Raw genomic sequence first — 16,879 nt, forward strand, 5'->3', positions numbered from 1 at the left:
AGTTTCACCGCATCCGGCTGACAACCACCGTCACTTCGGGTTTTTTGCCGATTTCCGCTTTTGCCGTCTGACGCACAATCCGGCGCATTTCGTCTTCCAGCTTGTCGTCATCCCGTAGGGTCTTGGCTGCCGCCCGCATCAGGAACTGGTTCAGGTCTTCTTCCAACACCTCGACCAATCCGGCCCGGGACGTTCCAACCTCGGGCAGACCCATCGTATCGCACCACGGTTCGCCCAGCGGCTCGTCTTCTTCGTCCAGAACGACTGTCACAGTTACGTGGCCGTTCAGCGCCATGCGAATACGGTCCCGTACCACACCGTCCATCGCACCGATTTTCACTGTACCGTCCAGATAGGTACGCCCGGTTTCGACATAGTCGATCACCACGGGTGCATTGCCGCTGAGATCCAGCATGGTGCCGTTCACGGCCAGCACACCCGTTCTGCCACCCTGCTCAGCCAGTTTGACATGTTCGCGCAGGTGCCGGTGCTCTCCATGCATTGGGATCACAACTTGCGGATCGATCAGCGCGTGCACCTTCTCAAGATCGGGCCGGTTCGCATGGCCAGAGACATGATAGAGGCCCGAGCTGTCATCCACCACATCCACGCCCTTTTCACTGAGCTGGTTCATGATGAAAATCACGCCACGTTCATTTCCGGGAATGGTTTTTGACGAGAACAGGAACAGGTCGCCTTCGGACAGTTCCAGACCACGGTACTTGCCGCGGGCCAGTTGCGCGCTTGCCGCACGGCGCTCGCCCTGGCTGCCGGTCACGATCAGCATCAGGTTCTGGCGCGGCAGGTCCAGCGCCTCTTCCGCGCTGATCACCTTGGGGAAGTCCGACAGGATACCGGTTTCAGTCGCGGCCTCGATCATCCGCCGCATTGCGCGCCCCAGCAACACAACTGAACGCCCCGCGCGTGCGCCCGCCTCGGCCAATGTTTTAACCCGTGCCACGTTCGACGCGAAGGTGGTAGCCACAACCATACCCTCGGCGTTTTCGACTAGCTTTGTAATCTCTGGCCCAACCTCGGATTCCGAACGGCCCGGATGCGCCGAGAAAACATTCGTGCTGTCGCAAACCAACGCCTTGACACCCGGCTTGGAAATCTCGGCCCACAGGTCGGGATCAAAGGCTTCGCCCACGACTGGGTTTGCATCTAGCTTGAAATCACCCGAGTGCACCACGCGCCCTGCGGGCGTGTCGATGACCAAAGCAGCACTTTCCGGTATCGAATGTGAAACCGGAAGGAAGCCCACCGTAAACGGTCCGACTGAGACCGTTTCGGGCCAAGAGGACACGGTTGTCACCGCATCGGTCGGGTGCGCGTATTCTTCCATCTTGCGACGTGCGATATTGGCCGTGAAAGCCCGGGCATAAATCGGTGCTCCCAGTGCCTCATAGCAATGCGCCACGGCGCCGACATGGTCTTCATGCGCATGGGTGATGAAAACGCCATCCAGCCGGTCGGCCCGTTCTTTCAACCAGGAAATATCCGCATAGATCAGGTCGACGCCCGGTGTTGTGTCCATATCGGGAAAGGTGACACCCAGATCCACCAGGATCAGGCGTTCCTGCCCGGGCTGACCATATCCGTACACGTAGACATTCATACCAATTTCGCCCGCGCCACCCAGCGGCAGGTAGATCAATCTTTCACTGCTCATATCGAGCCATTATCCTTGTTATAGCGATGAATCACGGTCAAGCCGTGCATCGTCAAATCATCTTCGATTACGTCGAACCCCACGTCGGCCTGATCGAACAAGGGGGCCAACCCTCCGGTTCCCACGACTTTCATCGGCATTCCATATTCGGCCTTGATCCGCGCGATCAGCCCCTCGATCAGGCCGGAATACCCCCAATACACGCCTGACTGGATACAACCAACCGTATTCGTACCGATCACCTTCTCGGGACGCGTGATGTCGATATGCGGCAGTGCGGCTGCGCCCTGATGCAAAGCCTCAAGGCTGAGATTCACACCCGGAGCGATGACGCCCCCAACATAGGCACCGTCCGCGGCGACAACGTCGAAATTTGTTGCAGTACCAAAGTCCACCACGACGACATTGCCGCCATGACGGTCAAATGCACCAACTGCATTGGCCAGTCGATCCGGGCCCGGCACGGTCCCCTGATCCACGCGCGGCGGCACGGGCAACAGGCAATCCGGCCTACCTACCACCAGCGGCCTGCACCCAAAAAAGCGATCGGCAAAGATGCGCAGGTTGAACACCACGCGCGGCACGGTCGACGCAATGATGACATCCGAGATATTCGCCTCGATCCCGTAATGTTTCACCAGCGTCGAATACCAGGTGAAATAGGCGTCCGCCGTGCGTGCATGATGGGTCGAGGTGCGCAGGGTGCACAGAAATTCCTGACCGTTCCAGATCGAGAAGACTGTATTGGTATTGCCGCAATCAATGGCCAGAAGCATTTGCGCCCCTTTCAGAAATAGACATCCGCCGCAGGAATGCTCACGCGGCCTTTGGCGGTGTTTAAGACAAGGTTACCGCCTGCGTCTACCGTTTCGAAGGTCCCAACCGTCTCAGACGTGCCGGTACGGGCCGTAATAACCTCGCCCAGCCGGGCAGCACGGGACAGCCACGCGGTGCGAATGGGTTCGAACCCGTAGGTAACAAACTGAGTTTCATATTTGGCATAGGCTGAAGCAAGCTCGGTCAGAAAATCCTCGGGCGTGACGTTTGCACCGGTTTCCGACAAAAGAGAGACAGGTCGGACCGCGCCCGGTTCCACCGCGTCGGCGTCTGGGGCGTTGGCCAGATTCACACCAATACCGATCGACAGATACGCCACACCACGCCCCTGCCCGGCGCTTTCCAGCAAAATACCAGCAAGCTTGCCACCGTTCAGTAGTACGTCATTGGGCCATTTCAACGACAGCCCCGCCGCACGCCCCGTCACAGAGACACAAGCGTCAAACAGAGCCAGTGCCGCAACAAAACTGCGCAGAGCCGCCTGTTCTGGAGCACCTTCAGGGCGCATCAAAAGGGTCGCGGCAAGGTTGCCCATAGGGTTGGCCCATGACCGTCCGCGTCGCCCACGCGCAGCCGTCTGATGATGCGCCATGATCCACACAGGACCACGGGCATTGGGGGCAATCCGCGCTGCTTCGTTGAGTGTGCTATCAACTTCCTGCACCTCGTGCAGGCCATAGCCTTGTGGCCACTTGGTCATATCAAAAAGGCCCGGTCACGCGACCGAGCCCCCTCTTTCAGATTGTGCAAAACGTTCAGTTGACAAGAGTTGCCGCCGCAGCCGCCGCAGCGCCCTCGATCCCAAACTGATAGAAGACCCCGATCAGCATCAGCGCCGCGGACCCCATCAGGGCGACCCACAGAACGGGTGTCGACCGCGTTTCAATCGGGTCTTCGTTCTCGGCCCCGAAATACATGTAGAACACAATCCGCAGGTAATAGAAGGCGCCAATTACCGATGCGATGGCTGAAACTACAACAAGGCCGGTCAAATCGGCACTTACACCAGCCCGCCAAACACCAAACTTCGCAAAGAAACCCAGCATCGGTGGCACACCGGCAAGCGAGAACATCAGGATCAGAACAGCAAGGGCCTTGCCCGGATCACGTTTGGAATACTGGCGCAGCGCATCAATGTCAGTGACGGGTTTGCCGTCGCGTTCCATCATCAGGATAAACGCAAACGTGCCGATGTTCATGGTCACGTAAATCGCCAGATACATCAGCATCGCCTGAATACCCAACTCGGTGCCAGCCGCCAGACCGATCAGCGCATAGCCCATATGGGCAATCGACGAGAACGCCATCAGTCGCTTGATGTCGCGCTGACCAATTGCGGCAACCGCCCCCAGCAGCATCGACAGCACCGACAGCAAAACGATCACTTGCTGCCAGTCTTTGACCACACCTCCGAAGGCGTCATGCAGCAGGCGTGCAAACAAGGCCATTGCCGCGACTTTCGGGGCGGTGGCAAAAAAGGCCGTAATTGGCGTCGGCGACCCTTCATAGACATCCGGTGTCCACATATGGAACGGAACAGCCGAAACCTTGAATGCCAGACCCGAAATCAGGAAGATCAGGCCAAACAACAGACCAACCGAGACGTCCCCATGATGGACCGTCTGAATAATGCCCGAGAACAGTGTCGTGCCTGTGAACCCGTAAACCAGCGAAGCACCATACAGCAGCAGACCTGAACTGAGGGCGCCCAGAACAAAGTATTTCAGCCCTGCTTCGGTTGATTTCGCGCTGTCACGACGCAGCGCGGCAACAACGTACAGCGCAAGGGATTGCAGCTCGAGTCCCATGTAAAGAGACATCAGATCGCCCGCGCTCACCATCATCATCATACCGACGGCTGCAAGGGCCACCAGCAACGGATATTCAAAGCGCAGCAGACCCCGGCGCGCCATGTATTCCTGGCTCATCACCAGAACGGCACCTGCCGACAAAAGGATGGCAACTTTGGCAAAACGCGCGAACCCGTCATCCACGAACATGCCATTGAAGGCTACGTTGGTGCCACTGCCCTGGGTAGCGATCCAGATCGCCAGAACCGCCATCAGGCCCGCCGTAGTCCAGACCAGAACCGAAGCCAGCCCGTCTTTCGAGGTGTAGACAGCCCCCAACAGAGCCACCATCGCATAGATCGCCAGAACGATTTCCGGCAGGATAATTGTCAGATCAGCCTGGATCATGTCTCCAAAGCTCCCTTAATGCGAAGCGGCAGTCTGGGTCGCAGCCTTAGCCGCGGCCAGAGCCGTGTCATAGTTCGAAATGAGTGCCGTCGTCGATTGGCCGATCACATCGGTCACCAGTGACGGGTAAACGCCCAGAAGGATCGTCATCACGATCAGCGGGGCAAAAATCAGCCGCTCGCGCGAGCTCATGTCGGTCATCGCCTTCAGGCTTTCCTTGATCAGATCCCCGAAGACAACGCGACGGTAGAGCCACAGCGCGTAGGCTGCCGAGAAGATCACACCGGTCGCCGCAACAGCAGTCACCCAGGTGTTGACCTGGAATGTGCCCATGAGTGTCAGGAACTCACCAATAAACCCGCTGGTGCCCGGCAGGCCGACATTGGCCATGGTGAACAGCATGAAGACCAGCGCGTAGGCGGGCATCCGGATGACCAGACCGCCATAGGCATCGATATCCCGTGTGTGCATCCGGTCATAGATCACACCGACGCAAAGAAACAGTGCGGCAGAGATAAAGCCGTGGCTCAGCATCTGGAAAATCGCGCCGTCAATGCCCTGCTGGTTCGCAGCAAAGATTCCCATCGTGACAAAACCCATATGCGCGACCGAGGAATACGCGATCAGCTTTTTCATGTCTTCCTGCACCAGTGCCACCAGCGAGGTATAAACAACCGCTATAGCTGACATCCAAAGCACAAGATCAGTCATCACCGCCGAGCCAACTGGGAACATCGGCAGGCTGAACCGCAGGAAGCCGTAGCCGCCCATCTTCAACAGGATCGCGGCCAGCACGACCGAGCCCGCCGTCGGCGCTTGAACGTGCGCATCGGGCAACCAGGTGTGCACCGGCCACATCGGCATTTTCACCGCAAAAGACGCGAAGAAGGCCAGGAACATCAGCGTTTGCATACCGCCGGTGACATAGATGCCCAACACGCTGAAACTCTCGGATGCGAACTGATGGGCCATCAGCGCTTCGATATCCGTGGTGCCCGCGTCAGCATACATTGCGACCATGGCCACCAGCATCAGCACCGAGCCAAGGAAGGTGTAAAGGAAGAACTTGAAGCTGGCATAGATACGATCCTTGCCGCCCCAGATACCGATGATCAGGAACATCGGGATCAGACCCGCCTCGAAGAACAGGTAGAACAGCACCAGGTCCAGCGCCATGAACACGCCCAGCATGAGCGTTTCCAGCAGCAAGAAAGCAATCATGTATTCTTTGACTCGGTCCGTCACATTCCAGCTGGCCAGAATGGTCAGCGGCATGATGAAAGTGGTTAGCAGCACGAACAGAACGCTGATGCCATCCACACCCATCTTGTATTTCAGGCCCATCAGCCATTCACCCTCTTCCACCATCTGGAAACCGGTGTTCGAAGGATCAAAGCCTGTGTAGATGCCAATTGACACCAGAAACGTCACAGTTGTCGCCAGCAACGCAATCCACTTGGCGTTGCGCTGCGCTGCAACGTCGCTGCCGTGCAGGAACAGCGCCAGAATGCCTGCTGCGATGGCGGGGATAAAGGTGACAATAGATAGGATATTGTCCATTAGTGTGCGCCTCCGCCGATCGACATCCAGGTGACAAGGGCCGCAATGCCCAAAACCATCCAGAAGGCGTAAGTAAAGATGTACCCGGTCTGCGCCTTGCCTGCGAGGCGGGTGAAGAAGGGAACCACGCCCATAGCAACCCCATTCAGGAAGCCGTCAATCGTGTTGCCGTCACCGCGTTTCCATAAGAACCGGCCAAGGGCGACAGTGGGTTTGACAAAGATCGCGTCGTAGATTTCGTCGAAATACCATTTGTTCAGCAGGAACAGGTACAGCGGACGCTGGTTTGCTGCCAAACGTGCGGGCAGAGACGTGTTCACGATGTAGAACCAATAGGCCACGATAAAGCCAAGCACCATCGCAACGAATGGTGAAACCTTGACCCATTTCGGAGCCGCATGCGCATCGTCCAGAATGTGGTTGTCCGGCGCCATATAAAGCGCCCCTTCACCCGGCTCGCCCGCAAACACATAATGGTGGTCCCCGCCCTCTGCGGCATTCTCACCATGCGCGGCGTCATCAGCATGGCTGTCATCGGCATGGCTGTCTTCGCCGTGCGACGCATCCGCCGCCGCGTGATCACTGGCCTTGGCATGCTCTGAGGCTTCTGCAACCGGAATACCGTAGAATTTGCCGACCTTATCCGCATGGCCAAAGAAGTTTCCGTACCAGATCATGCCCGCGAATACCGCACCCAGCGACAGTACACCCAGCGGCACCAGCATGACCATCGGGCTTTCATGTGCGTGATCATGCGTGTGCTTGTCGCCGCGCGGCTCGCCATAGAAGGTCAGGAAGATCAGACGCCAGCTGTAGAACGAGGTGAACGCGGCAGCAACAACCAGCAACCAGAAGCCATAGCTTGACCCGCCCGCATAGGCGCTTTCGATAATTGCGTCCTTTGACAGGAAACCGGCAAACCCAAAGGTGGTCAGCGGGATGCCAACACCGGTAATCGCCAGAGTTCCGATCATCATCGCCCAGAAGGTATAGGGGATCTTCTTCCGCAGACCGCCATATTCGGTCATCTCCTGCTCGTGATGCATCGCGTGGATCACAGAACCGGCCCCAAGGAACAACAACGCCTTGAAAAAGGCATGCGTAAACAGGTGGAACATCGCCGCCGAATACATGCCCACGCCCGCCGCCACAAACATGTAGCCTAGCTGCGAACAGGTCGAATACGCGATGACACGTTTGATATCGGTCTGAACCAGACCAACAGTAGCAGCGAAGAACGCGGTTGAGGCGCCAAGAACAGTGATGAACCCTGTCGCGCCCGGTGCGAACTCCATCAGCGGGGACATGCGGCAGACCAAAAAGACGCCTGCGGTCACCATGGTCGCAGCGTGGATCAGTGCTGACACAGGCGTCGGGCCTTCCATCGCGTCCGGCAACCATGTGTGCAGGATCAACTGCGCCGATTTACCCATGGCACCGATGAAGAGCAGAACGCAGATCACTTCGATCGCGGTCCATTCCCCCCACAGGAAATGCAGCTTCTCTTCTGCCAGCGCAGGAGCAGAGGCAAAGATATCCGAGAAGTTGATACTGTCGGTCAGGAAGAACAGCGCGAAGATGCCCAGAGCAAAACCAAAGTCGCCAACCCGGTTGACCACAAAGGCCTTGATTGCCGCCGCATTGGCCGAAGGCTTGCGATAATAGAACCCGATCAGCAGGTATGAGGCGACGCCCACACCTTCCCAGCCAAAGAACATCTGCACCAGATTATCCGCCGTCACCAGCATCAGCATGGCGAAAGTGAAGAAGGACAAATAGGCAAAGAAACGCGGCTTATAGCTTTCGCCTTCGCGCCATTGCGGATCGTGATCCATGTAGCCGAAGGAATACAGGTGCACGAGCGCCGAAACGGTTGTCACCACGATCAGCATGATCGCCGTCAGTCGGTCCAGACGGATGGCCCAGCTTGTCGAAAGCGAGCCGCTTTCGATCCAGCGCATGATCTCGATCTGCTGTGTGTGCCCGTCGAAGGTGAAGAACACGATCCAGGACAGCAGACAGGCCAGGAACAGCAGGCCCGTCGCCGTCCACATGGCAGCTTTCTGGCCAATGAACTTCCAGCCGAACCCGCAAAGCAGCGCGCCCACCAGCGGGGCAAAGAGGATGGTGGTTTCCATGTTCCCTTACCCCTTCATCATATTGACGTCTTCAACCGCGATCGTACCGCGGTTGCGGAAGAAACAGACCAGAATGGCCAGACCAATCGCCGCCTCGGCTGCTGCAACGGTCAGCACGAACAACGTGAACACCTGCCCGACCAGATCGCCGAGGAAACTGGAAAACGCCACAAGGTTGATATTCACCGCCAGCAGCATCAGTTCGATGCTCATCAGCAGGATGATGACGTTCTTGCGGTTCAGGAAGAGACCGAAGATGCCGATGACGAACAGCGTCGCCGCGACCGTAAGATAGTGTTCAAGTCCGATCATAGCTTCGCTCCTGGCGAGTCGGGGTAGTAGAGTTTGCAGCCGCAGGTGTAGTCGATGCGCTTGTGGTTTTTGGTTCGAGCAAAGAACTTCCGGATATCTTTCGTGAATGAATATCGATGTTCGGATGCAATCTGCTTCAGTTCGGCTACTGTTGTCTCAGCGGTTAGTCCGATGGGACCTTCTGGCTTTTGTATCAGATCAATAGAACTTGGCACGTAACCGGCGATGTTGGTCGGCCTATATTCTCCATAGATAACGATACCTTCTCCGCTGCCGCAGTTTTGAAAGAACAGGCTTTGTTTCGGGCTGCAACCGTCTCCGGCATTCACACGTTGTCCAATGCGTCCATTGCCAATATTGACTACGGCTTCTCCGGAGAACGTTTCAAATTGCCCTCTACCGCCATTTACAAAGCTGCAATCGGAGTTCATTCGATTTAACTTGTAACCCTCGTTCTGCGGCGCACTCTCACACGCCAACAGCGACGCCGGAGCTAGCGCAAGACAAGCCGTCATGGCTATAACTTTCAAAAGTTCGCCTCTCACAACCCCTGCCCCGGTTTCACGTCCTTCAACTCCATCGCCTTGGCCGGGTCACGCATCATCTGGCCGATAATGTCCTGACGCTTGATGTCCTTGCGGTGGCGCAGCGTCAGAACGATGGCGCCGATCATGGCCACCAGCAGGATCAGGCCCGCCAGTTGGAACAGAAGGAAATATTGATCGTAAAGGATGAGGCCAAGCGCCTCGGTGTTGTGGCGGTCTGCCGGGACCGGCTGCGCCAGATTGGCCGCAGCACCCTGTGCGCTGTCCCACGCCCCGAAAGCCATGACAAACTGCATCAGGATGATCAGGCCAATCAGCAGTGCCAGCGGCATATAGCGCGCCATTTCGGCCTTGAGCTCGGCAAAGTCCACGTCCAGCATCATCACCACGAAGAGGAACAGAACCGCGACCGCGCCGACATAGACGATAACCAGCAGCATCGCCACGAACTCGGCCCCCAGCAGCACGAACAACCCTGCCGAGGACAGAAACGCCAGGATCAACCACAGGACCGAGTGCACCGGCTGGCGGCTGATCACCGTGAACAGCCCGCCGGTGATGGCGCTGATGGCAAACAGGTAGAAGGCAAAGACGGTCATTGATCCTCATCCTCGTTGTCGCCCATGACCTCTTGCGCCAGATCCAGCGCGCGGGTCATGGCCGGGATGCCGGCAAAGACCGACATCTGACCGATCGTTTCCACGATCTCTTGTTTCTTCGCGCCCGCTTCCAGCGCATGACGCACGGTCTGGCGCACGGCCGAATCCGCCTGAGCGCCCTGACAGGTCAGCCCGGCCAGCGTCAGCAACAGGCGCGTTTTGGCATCCAGCCCGTCCTTGTTGACGGTGTTGCCGAACATCATCTCCATGACCTCTTTGGGCATGGTCGGCCACAGCGCCTCGAACCCTTTGGGCGAGAAGCTTTCCATCGCCGGGTTCATCGCCTTGGCCATGTCCTGAGCTTGCTTCATCATCAGCTCGAACGGATTTGTCGGGCTGTCACTCATCGGTACGGTGCGTCCAGTTCCAGATTGCGCGCGATCTCGGCTTCCCAGCGCTCGCCGTTCGACAGGAGTTTTTCCTTGTCGTAGAACAGCTCTTCCCGGGTTTCCGTCGCGAATTCAAAGTTCGGGCCTTCGACGATGGCATCGACCGGGCATGCCTCTTGGCAGAAGCCGCAATAGATGCACTTGGTCATGTCGATGTCATAGCGCGTGGTGCGGCGGCTGCCGTCCGCGCGGGGTTCGGCATCGATGGTGATGGCCTGTGCCGGGCAAACCGCCTCGCACAGTTTACACGCGATGCAGCGCTCTTCACCGTTTGGATAGCGGCGCAGGGCGTGTTCACCGCGAAACCGCGGGGACAGAGGGCCTTTTTCGTGCGGATAGTTCAGGGTGGCCTTGGGCGAGAAGAAATACTTCATCCCCAGTTTGAAGCCGACCCAGAAATCCTGAAGCAGAAAGTACTTGGCAGCGCGGGTATAGTCGATTTGGGTCATATCAGCCTCCTACGCTCCAACGGGCGAATGCGCCCCAGAACCAGTCGAATTTCGCCGCAAAGGCCACAAAGACTACCCAAACCAGCGAGAACGGCAGGAAAACTTTCCAACCCAACCGCATCAGCTGGTCATAGCGGTAGCGAGGCGTGATGGCCTTGACCATCGCGAAGATGAAGAAGAAGAACGCCATCTTGGCGACCATCCACAGTACGCCATCGGGTAGGCCCGGGATTGGCGACAGCCAGCCGCCGAAGAACAGCAGCGAGGTCAGCGCGCACATCAGGAAGATCGCGATGTATTCACCGGCCATGAACAGCAGGAAGGGTGTGGCCGAATATTCGACCTGATAACCCGCCACCAGTTCCGATTCCGCTTCGGGCAGGTCAAACGGCGGTCGGTTGGTCTCGGCCAGCGCCGAAATGAAGAACAGAAAGACCATCGGGAAATGCGGCAGCCAGTACCAGCTGAAGAAGCCGAACGACCCATCCTGCGCGCGGACGATGTCACCAAAGTTCATCGACCCGGTCGAGATGATCACACCGATGATGATCAGACCGATGGAAACCTCGTATGAGATCATCTGCGCGGCTGAGCGCAACGAGCCGAGGAACGGGTACTTTGAGTTCGACGCCCAACCGCCCATGATCACGCCATAAACCTCAAGCGAGGACACGGCGAAGACATAGAGGATTGCGACGTTGATGTCCGACAGGACCCAGCCATCATTGAACGGGATCACCGCCCAGGCGATCATCGCCAACACGAAAGAGGTGAGCGGCGCGAGGATGAAAACCGTGCGGTCGGCCCCCGCGGGGATCACGACCTCTTTGACGACGTACTTCAACGCATCCGCCACCGATTGCAGCAGGCCGTAAACGCCGACCACGTTAGGGCCGCGGCGCATCTGGACAGCGGCCCAGATCTTGCGGTCGCCATAAACAAGGAACAACAGCGAGATCATCACGAAGGCAACAACAGCAAGCACTTGCGCCAGAATGATGATGGCTATTCCGCCGGGGGTGTTAAAGAATTCAGCCATTGGTCCTCACACCGTGGGTATTCCGTTTTTCGCGCGCGATGCAAAGGCCAGATGCCTGCGCAAACTGCGGCTGGGTCGGCGCGTTGGTGTAAACAGCATCTGCCGCCATTGCGCCACCCTTTTTCTTTCGTTTCACGCACATTTCCGGCGCAGTCAGGTGCCACCCGACCACAGCGCTGGTTTGCGATATGAAACTGCTTTCGTTCATTCCGCCGCAATCTTCTCAGCTTTGCGGGCTTGCGCCTGCGCCGAAAGCTCGGCCATCAGTTGCGAGGCCCGTGCGATCGGGTTGGTCAGATAGAAATCCTTGATCGCATTGCGGAAGGCCGCCTTGCCCAAAGACCCGGCCTCCAGCGCTTGAACCTCATTCTCAATCACCTCGTCGATGCGGGCCAGATGGGGAACCGCATCGATCAAGGCTGTGCGCAACTGCGCCAGTGAGTCATAGGGGAGCGTCGCCTCCAACTCGGCCGACAGCGCACGCAGGATGGCCCAGTTTTCCTTGGCCTCACCAGGCGCAAACCCGGCGCGCATCGCCAGTTGCGGGCGGCCTTCCATGTTCACGAACAGACCGTTTTCCTCGGTATAGGCCGCGCCCGGCAGGATCACATCTGCGCGGTGCGCGCCCCGATCCCCGTGGCTGCCCTGGTAGATCACAAAGGCGCCTTCGCCGATTTCGACCTCATCCGCACCAAGGTTATAGATCACATCCGCAGCATTGATTGCTTCCATACCGCCATCGTTGGTGGCGTCCACATCCATCGCGCCCACGCGCGACGCCGCAGTGTGCAGAATGATCAGGCCGCTTTCCGTATTTGCGGCAATTGTTTGCGCGGCAGCCAGAACAGCTCCTCCATCCGCCTCCTGCAGCGCTCCCTGCCCGACGATAACCAGCGAGCGTTTGCCCCTGATTTCATCATCGCCGCCCATGTCAACAACCTTTTGCAGCGCTGCGCGATCATCGCCCACATGATGGTACCCATAAGTCAGATCGATCGCTGGACCCACCAAAGCGACTTCGGCCCCGTGCGCCCACGCCTTGCGGATACGCGCGTTCAAAACCGGTGCTTCATCGCGCGGGTTGGTGCCGATCAGAAGGATGCGTTCCGCGTCGTCGATGTCTTCAATCGCGGCGGTCCCGGCATATGCGCCACGGTTTCCGGCCGGAAGGTTGGCCCCATCGGTGCGGCACTCAACAACTCCGCCTTGCCCTTCGATCATCTGTTTCAATGCGAATGCGGCCTCGACCGGTACCAGATCACCGACGATACCGGCTGGCTTCTCAGCACCTTTCAGTGCTTCTGCGGCCTTGGTCAGTGCTTCCGACCATGAGGCCGGGCGCAGCTTGCCGTTTTCGCGGATGTAAGGTTTGTCCAATCGCTGACGCCGCAACCCGTCCCAGACAAAGCGGGTTTTGTCGCTGATCCACTCTTCATTCACTCCGTCATGATTGCGAGGAAGGAAGCGCATCACCTCGCGCCCTTTGGTATCGACACGAATGTTCGATCCCAGCGCGTCCATAACGTCGATGCTTTCGGTTTTGGTCAATTCCCACGGGCGCGCCGTAAACGCATAAGGTTTCGAGGTCAGCGCCCCAACCGGGCACAGGTCGATAATGTTGCCCTGCAGGTTCGAATCCAGCGTCTGGTTCAGATACGAGGTGATCTCGGCATCCTCACCGCGCCCTGTCTGACCCATCTGAGTAATCCCAGCGACTTCGGTGGTAAAGCGCACGCAACGGGTGCAACTGATGCAGCGGGTCATTGCCGTACCCACAAGCGGTCCCAGATCCAGATCATCAACCGCGCGCTTGGCTTCTTTGAACCGCGAACCGGACAGGCCATAAGCCATCGCCTGATCCTGAAGATCGCACTCTCCGCCCTGATCACAGATCGGGCAATCCAATGGGTGGTTGATCAGCAGGAACTCCATCACCCCTTCGCGGGCCTTCTTGACCATGGGAGAGTTCGTCTTGACCACCGGTGGCTGCCCTTCTGGCCCCGGGCGCAGATCGCGTACCTGCATCGCGCAGGATGCAGCCGGTTTCGGCGGACCGCCCACCACTTCAACCAGACACATCCGGCAGTTTCCCGCAATCGACAGACGCTCGTGATAGCAGAAACGCGGCACCTCGACCCCGGCCTGCTCACAGGCCTGTATCAGGGTCATCGCACCTTCGACTTCGATTTCCTGCCCGTCGATATTGATCTTGCGGAGGTCAGACATGGCTCTCAGTTCGCTCTCAAATAAACGCCAATGGCGCTGTTTCTTTGGATTTCCTTCTGCCCCAAAGAGCAGAATGTTTTGGGGTTGTCGTAGGACACGCCGTTTTTCGCCAGATAAGCCTCGCCCTTGGCCCGCATCCGATCCTTTTCAGCATCCGACTCGACATATGAGCGGATTTCCGTGTCCGAGTACCCCAGATTATTCGCTTTGGACCGCAGTCCCCACATCACACTGATCGCTTTCAATCGCCGCCCGCTGATCGACGGGCAGAACTCGGAAATCTCATTTGCAATGGCGATGTAGTAGAGTTCGTTGTCGATCTCTTTGACATCCCTCAAGGGCGGCTTTGCTTCTACAACCGTCGGCAAGGCCATCAGCGATGCGAGGGCGACCAATTTTACAACAGACATGGGTTTTCCTTTCGTCTTGGACTGTCCAAGACGAAGCGGTTCGCAGCTGCTAGGCAATAACACCCTGCCCGCCCACCAGAGATATGGAAAAACACCGGTCATGGCCGCTGGCAGGTTCCTGCAAATGTCAGTTGATCATTGCTGATGCTAAGGTTCTGCGGGTCTGTATCCGGACCCACCGTCCACGAAATCCGAGACGACCCGAAGTTCTGGATGCAGAATTTGGTTCCTTCATGACGTCCGGCCTCGCGCGCTCCATCGAGTGAAGCAGAGACGCCTTTGACGACAACCGTAAAGTCCGCAGGCGAGGTTTTCTTGTCGACCACCTTCGCCTTGGTTCTGAACGACTTGCCATCAAACAAAAGCCGATCTGCCGACGGCTTAACCAGACCGCAAGCGGAAACACCAGCCAATGCCAGCGCAACAATAAGGGCTTTGGGGGCCTTCATACTTTCCCTCTTTGTTTTCTGTTCCGCTGCGTCGCTATCAAAACGCCGCGACCAATGCCATAAGCCCGATCACGAACATGCACGCCCATCCGATCACATACAAAATTGTCCGCGGGCCGCTGGTTGGCTTGCCGATCCCCTTCAAGTGCACCACCAGCATCGCCAAGCGCGCAACCAGCGCCACCGAGGCCAGCAGGTTTACCCAGAACGGGCTGACGCCCAGCAGAATCGCCGCTGTAATGACTGTCACAAACGCAGGAAGTGTTTCCGTCCCGTTCAGATAGGCCCGGTTCAGACGATACGCCTTGTCGGCATAATCCTGGTCAGGTGTCGCACCGGGTGCCAGCCCCTTGGCTTGTTTGGCCAGTGCCGAAAACGGCGCCAGAAACAATACAACCAGCGTGAATAGCACAACCGACGCAATTGCGTGGCTATATTCTGCAAACACTTCCATCTCGTTCACTCCGCTGCCATCGCACCCATACGGCCCGTTTTCTGAGCCTTGATGCGGTCTTCGATCTCTTCCCGGAAATTGCGGATCAGGCCCTGGATCGGCCAGGCGGCCGCATCGCCCAAGGCGCAGATCGTGTGTCCTTCGACCTGTTTGGTCACGTCAAACAACATGTCGATCTCTTCCAGCTCAGCCTCGCCGCGCACCAGACGATCCATCACACGCATCATCCAGCCGGTGCCTTCGCGACACGGCGTACACTGACCACAGCTTTCATGCTTGTAAAACTTCGACAGGCGCCAGATCGCCTTGATGATGTCGGTGGACTTGTCCATCACAATCACCGCTGCCGTGCCCAGACCCGACCCCAGATCGTTGCGCAGGTAATCGAAATCCATGATCGCATCGCGCATGTTTTCACCGCGCACGCAGGGAACCGAGGATCCACCAGGGATAACCGCCAGCAGATTATCCCACCCGCCGCGAATGCCGCCGCAATGGGTTTCGATCAGCTGTTCGAACGGGATCGACATCGCCTCTTCGACGACGCAAGGGTTGTTCACGTGGCCCGAGATCGCAAACAGCTTGGTACCTGCGTTGTTCTGACGACCAAATCCAGCGAACCAATCCGCACCCCGTCGCAGGATGGTCGGCACCACCGCGATGGATTCCACGTTGTTCACAGTGGTCGGACATCCGTACAGCCCCGCACCCGCCGGGAACGGAGGTTTCATCCGCGGCATACCCTTCTTGCCCTCAAGGCTTTCGATCAGGGCGGTTTCCTCGCCACAAATATAAGCCCCTGCCCCGTGATGAAGGAAAAGATCGAAATCCCAGCCCGAACCAGCGGCATTTTTGCCCAGAAGACCCGCGTCATAAGCCTCGTCAATCGCGGCCTGCAATGCCTCACGCTCGCGGATATATTCGCCGCGCAGGTAGATATAGCAGGTATGCGCGTTCATCGCGAAAGAGGCGATCAGACACCCTTCAATCAACGTGTGGGGATCATGGCGCATGATCTCACGGTCTTTGCAGGTGCCGGGCTCGGATTCATCGGCATTCACAACCAGATAGGAAGGGCGACCGTCGCTTTCCTTTGGCATGAACGACCATTTCAGGCCAGTTGGGAAGCCTGCACCGCCGCGTCCGCGCAACCCGGAATCCTTCATTGTCTGAATGATCCAGTCCCGGCCCTTTTCAATCAGGCCAGCGGTGCCGTCCCAATGCCCGCGGGCTTGCGCGCCTTTCAGCGTGCGTTCGTGCATCCCGTAGATGTTGGTAAAGATCCGGTCCTGATCCTTCAGCATCATTCGTTACCTTCAGCTGTCCTGACGCATGCGCCAGAGTTGAAAAATGTTCACACCCGCATAAATGAATGCCGCCAGAGCGGCAAAATCAAACAGCAGCGCGTGCCGGGCCGTCAAACCCAGCGCGGGGCCAATGAACAGGTTCATGGCAAGCCAGATCACCATCGTCACCGCAATGACGATGCCGATATGTCGGCCCTTTCGGGCTATGGCCTGATCCTTATCCTTGTCCATCATC

Annotated in this window: 19 protein-coding genes; all 19 read right to left on the bottom strand. The window is 57.8% G+C overall.

Annotated elements, in window-relative coordinates; translation table 11 throughout:
• Positions 1-4: 4 nt before the first annotated feature.
• The 19 genes from ACR0JI_RS03450 to ACR0JI_RS03540 all read right to left on the bottom strand — a co-directional run bounded on the left by ACR0JI_RS03450 (position 5) and on the right by ACR0JI_RS03540 (position 16,875).
• Positions 5-1,672 (bottom strand): ribonuclease J, encoded by a 1,668-nt coding sequence (locus ACR0JI_RS03450; protein WP_480476110.1) that lies wholly within the window; start codon positions 1,670-1,672, stop codon positions 5-7.
• Complete coding sequence (locus ACR0JI_RS03455; RefSeq protein WP_480476108.1) at positions 1,669-2,448, bottom strand: type III pantothenate kinase; 780 nt, start codon at positions 2,446-2,448, stop codon at positions 1,669-1,671. The genes ACR0JI_RS03450 and ACR0JI_RS03455 overlap by 4 nt, the downstream gene beginning before the upstream one ends.
• 11 nt (positions 2,449-2,459) lie before the next feature.
• On the bottom strand, positions 2,460-3,209 hold the full coding sequence (locus tag ACR0JI_RS03460) for a biotin--[acetyl-CoA-carboxylase] ligase (RefSeq protein WP_480476106.1): 750 nt from the start codon (positions 3,207-3,209) through the stop codon (positions 2,460-2,462).
• A gap of 55 nt (positions 3,210-3,264) precedes the next feature.
• A complete protein-coding gene (nuoN, locus tag ACR0JI_RS03465) occupies positions 3,265-4,707 on the bottom strand; it encodes an NADH-quinone oxidoreductase subunit NuoN (RefSeq protein WP_480476104.1) in 1,443 nt (480 codons plus the stop codon).
• Between the two features lie 15 nt (positions 4,708-4,722).
• On the bottom strand, positions 4,723-6,267 hold the full coding sequence (locus tag ACR0JI_RS03470; RefSeq protein WP_480476102.1) for an NADH-quinone oxidoreductase subunit M: 1,545 nt from the start codon (positions 6,265-6,267) through the stop codon (positions 4,723-4,725).
• Positions 6,267-8,405, bottom strand: a complete 2,139-nt coding sequence (gene nuoL / locus ACR0JI_RS03475; RefSeq protein WP_480476100.1) for an NADH-quinone oxidoreductase subunit L — start codon at positions 8,403-8,405, stop codon at positions 6,267-6,269. The genes ACR0JI_RS03470 and nuoL overlap by 1 nt, the downstream gene beginning before the upstream one ends.
• 6 nt (positions 8,406-8,411) lie before the next feature.
• Positions 8,412-8,717, bottom strand: coding sequence for an NADH-quinone oxidoreductase subunit NuoK (nuoK, locus tag ACR0JI_RS03480; RefSeq protein WP_005984024.1), 306 nt, complete (start codon positions 8,715-8,717; stop codon positions 8,412-8,414).
• Positions 8,714-9,262: a hypothetical protein gene (locus ACR0JI_RS03485; protein WP_480476098.1), complete on the bottom strand. Its 549-nt coding sequence runs from the start codon at positions 9,260-9,262 to the stop codon at positions 8,714-8,716. Before ACR0JI_RS03485 ends, nuoK begins: the two co-directional genes overlap by 4 nt.
• A complete protein-coding gene (locus ACR0JI_RS03490) occupies positions 9,259-9,861 on the bottom strand; it encodes an NADH-quinone oxidoreductase subunit J (protein ID WP_480476096.1) in 603 nt (200 codons plus the stop codon). Before ACR0JI_RS03490 ends, ACR0JI_RS03485 begins: the two co-directional genes overlap by 4 nt.
• Entirely contained in the window at positions 9,858-10,268 is a 411-nt protein-coding gene (locus ACR0JI_RS03495) for a carboxymuconolactone decarboxylase family protein (RefSeq protein ID WP_170476531.1), read from the bottom strand. The genes ACR0JI_RS03490 and ACR0JI_RS03495 overlap by 4 nt, the downstream gene beginning before the upstream one ends.
• Complete coding sequence (gene nuoI / locus ACR0JI_RS03500; RefSeq protein ID WP_480476094.1) at positions 10,265-10,759, bottom strand: NADH-quinone oxidoreductase subunit NuoI; 495 nt, start codon at positions 10,757-10,759, stop codon at positions 10,265-10,267. The genes ACR0JI_RS03495 and nuoI overlap by 4 nt, the downstream gene beginning before the upstream one ends.
• 1 nt (position 10,760) lies before the next feature.
• Positions 10,761-11,798, bottom strand: coding sequence for an NADH-quinone oxidoreductase subunit NuoH (gene nuoH, locus ACR0JI_RS03505; RefSeq protein ID WP_117868407.1), 1,038 nt, complete (start codon positions 11,796-11,798; stop codon positions 10,761-10,763).
• Positions 11,791-11,934 carry a hypothetical protein gene (locus tag ACR0JI_RS03510; RefSeq protein ID WP_480476092.1) on the bottom strand — a complete coding sequence of 48 codons (144 nt, stop codon included), beginning with the start codon at positions 11,932-11,934 and terminating at the stop codon, positions 11,791-11,793. The genes nuoH and ACR0JI_RS03510 overlap by 8 nt, the downstream gene beginning before the upstream one ends.
• A gap of 68 nt (positions 11,935-12,002) precedes the next feature.
• Complete coding sequence (nuoG, locus tag ACR0JI_RS03515; protein ID WP_480476091.1) at positions 12,003-14,024, bottom strand: NADH-quinone oxidoreductase subunit NuoG; 2,022 nt, start codon at positions 14,022-14,024, stop codon at positions 12,003-12,005.
• Positions 14,025-14,029: 5 nt separating this feature from the next.
• The gene (locus ACR0JI_RS03520; RefSeq protein ID WP_480476089.1) at positions 14,030-14,434 is read right to left on the bottom strand and encodes a DUF5333 domain-containing protein; all 405 of its coding nucleotides are present in this window, start codon (positions 14,432-14,434) and stop codon (positions 14,030-14,032) included.
• A gap of 98 nt (positions 14,435-14,532) precedes the next feature.
• A complete protein-coding gene (locus ACR0JI_RS03525) occupies positions 14,533-14,883 on the bottom strand; it encodes a hypothetical protein (RefSeq protein WP_480493846.1) in 351 nt (116 codons plus the stop codon).
• Between the two features lie 37 nt (positions 14,884-14,920).
• The gene (locus ACR0JI_RS03530; protein ID WP_480493845.1) at positions 14,921-15,337 is read right to left on the bottom strand and encodes an MAPEG family protein; all 417 of its coding nucleotides are present in this window, start codon (positions 15,335-15,337) and stop codon (positions 14,921-14,923) included.
• 5 nt (positions 15,338-15,342) lie between these two features.
• Positions 15,343-16,641 carry an NADH-quinone oxidoreductase subunit NuoF gene (gene nuoF, locus ACR0JI_RS03535; RefSeq protein ID WP_480493859.1) on the bottom strand — a complete coding sequence of 433 codons (1,299 nt, stop codon included), beginning with the start codon at positions 16,639-16,641 and terminating at the stop codon, positions 15,343-15,345.
• A gap of 12 nt (positions 16,642-16,653) precedes the next feature.
• Complete coding sequence (locus ACR0JI_RS03540; protein WP_209598087.1) at positions 16,654-16,875, bottom strand: DUF5337 domain-containing protein; 222 nt, start codon at positions 16,873-16,875, stop codon at positions 16,654-16,656.
• Positions 16,876-16,879 lie beyond the last annotated feature (4 nt).

The sequence above is a fragment of the Ruegeria sp. N10 genome, from assembly GCF_056531545.1.

Excerpts from the sequence above, each read along its gene's own strand:
- ACR0JI_RS03495 (WP_170476531.1), bottom strand. The coding sequence starts at position 10,268 with ATGAGTGACAGCCCGACAAATCCGTTCGAGCTGATGATGAAGCAAGCT.
- ACR0JI_RS03460 (WP_480476106.1), bottom strand. The coding sequence starts at position 3,209 with ATGACCAAGTGGCCACAAGGCTATGGCCTGCACGAGGTGCAGGAAGTT.
- nuoF (WP_480493859.1), bottom strand. The coding sequence starts at position 16,641 with ATGCTGAAGGATCAGGACCGGATCTTTACCAACATCTACGGGATGCAC.
- ACR0JI_RS03450 (WP_480476110.1), bottom strand. The coding sequence starts at position 1,672 with ATGAGCAGTGAAAGATTGATCTACCTGCCGCTGGGTGGCGCGGGCGAA.
- ACR0JI_RS03520 (WP_480476089.1), bottom strand. The coding sequence starts at position 14,434 with ATGTCTGTTGTAAAATTGGTCGCCCTCGCATCGCTGATGGCCTTGCCG.
- nuoG (WP_480476091.1), bottom strand. The coding sequence starts at position 14,024 with ATGTCTGACCTCCGCAAGATCAATATCGACGGGCAGGAAATCGAAGTC.
- ACR0JI_RS03525 (WP_480493846.1), bottom strand. The coding sequence starts at position 14,883 with ATGAAGGCCCCCAAAGCCCTTATTGTTGCGCTGGCATTGGCTGGTGTT.
- nuoN (WP_480476104.1), bottom strand. The coding sequence starts at position 4,707 with ATGATCCAGGCTGATCTGACAATTATCCTGCCGGAAATCGTTCTGGCG.
- ACR0JI_RS03455 (WP_480476108.1), bottom strand. The coding sequence starts at position 2,448 with ATGCTTCTGGCCATTGATTGCGGCAATACCAATACAGTCTTCTCGATC.
- nuoH (WP_117868407.1), bottom strand. The coding sequence starts at position 11,798 with ATGGCTGAATTCTTTAACACCCCCGGCGGAATAGCCATCATCATTCTG.
- ACR0JI_RS03530 (WP_480493845.1), bottom strand. The coding sequence starts at position 15,337 with ATGGAAGTGTTTGCAGAATATAGCCACGCAATTGCGTCGGTTGTGCTA.
- nuoK (WP_005984024.1), bottom strand. The coding sequence starts at position 8,717 with ATGATCGGACTTGAACACTATCTTACGGTCGCGGCGACGCTGTTCGTC.
- ACR0JI_RS03470 (WP_480476102.1), bottom strand. The coding sequence starts at position 6,267 with ATGGACAATATCCTATCTATTGTCACCTTTATCCCCGCCATCGCAGCA.
- ACR0JI_RS03490 (WP_480476096.1), bottom strand. The coding sequence starts at position 9,861 with ATGACCGTCTTTGCCTTCTACCTGTTTGCCATCAGCGCCATCACCGGC.
- nuoL (WP_480476100.1), bottom strand. The coding sequence starts at position 8,405 with ATGGAAACCACCATCCTCTTTGCCCCGCTGGTGGGCGCGCTGCTTTGC.
- nuoI (WP_480476094.1), bottom strand. The coding sequence starts at position 10,759 with ATGACCCAAATCGACTATACCCGCGCTGCCAAGTACTTTCTGCTTCAG.
- ACR0JI_RS03540 (WP_209598087.1), bottom strand. The coding sequence starts at position 16,875 with ATGGACAAGGATAAGGATCAGGCCATAGCCCGAAAGGGCCGACATATC.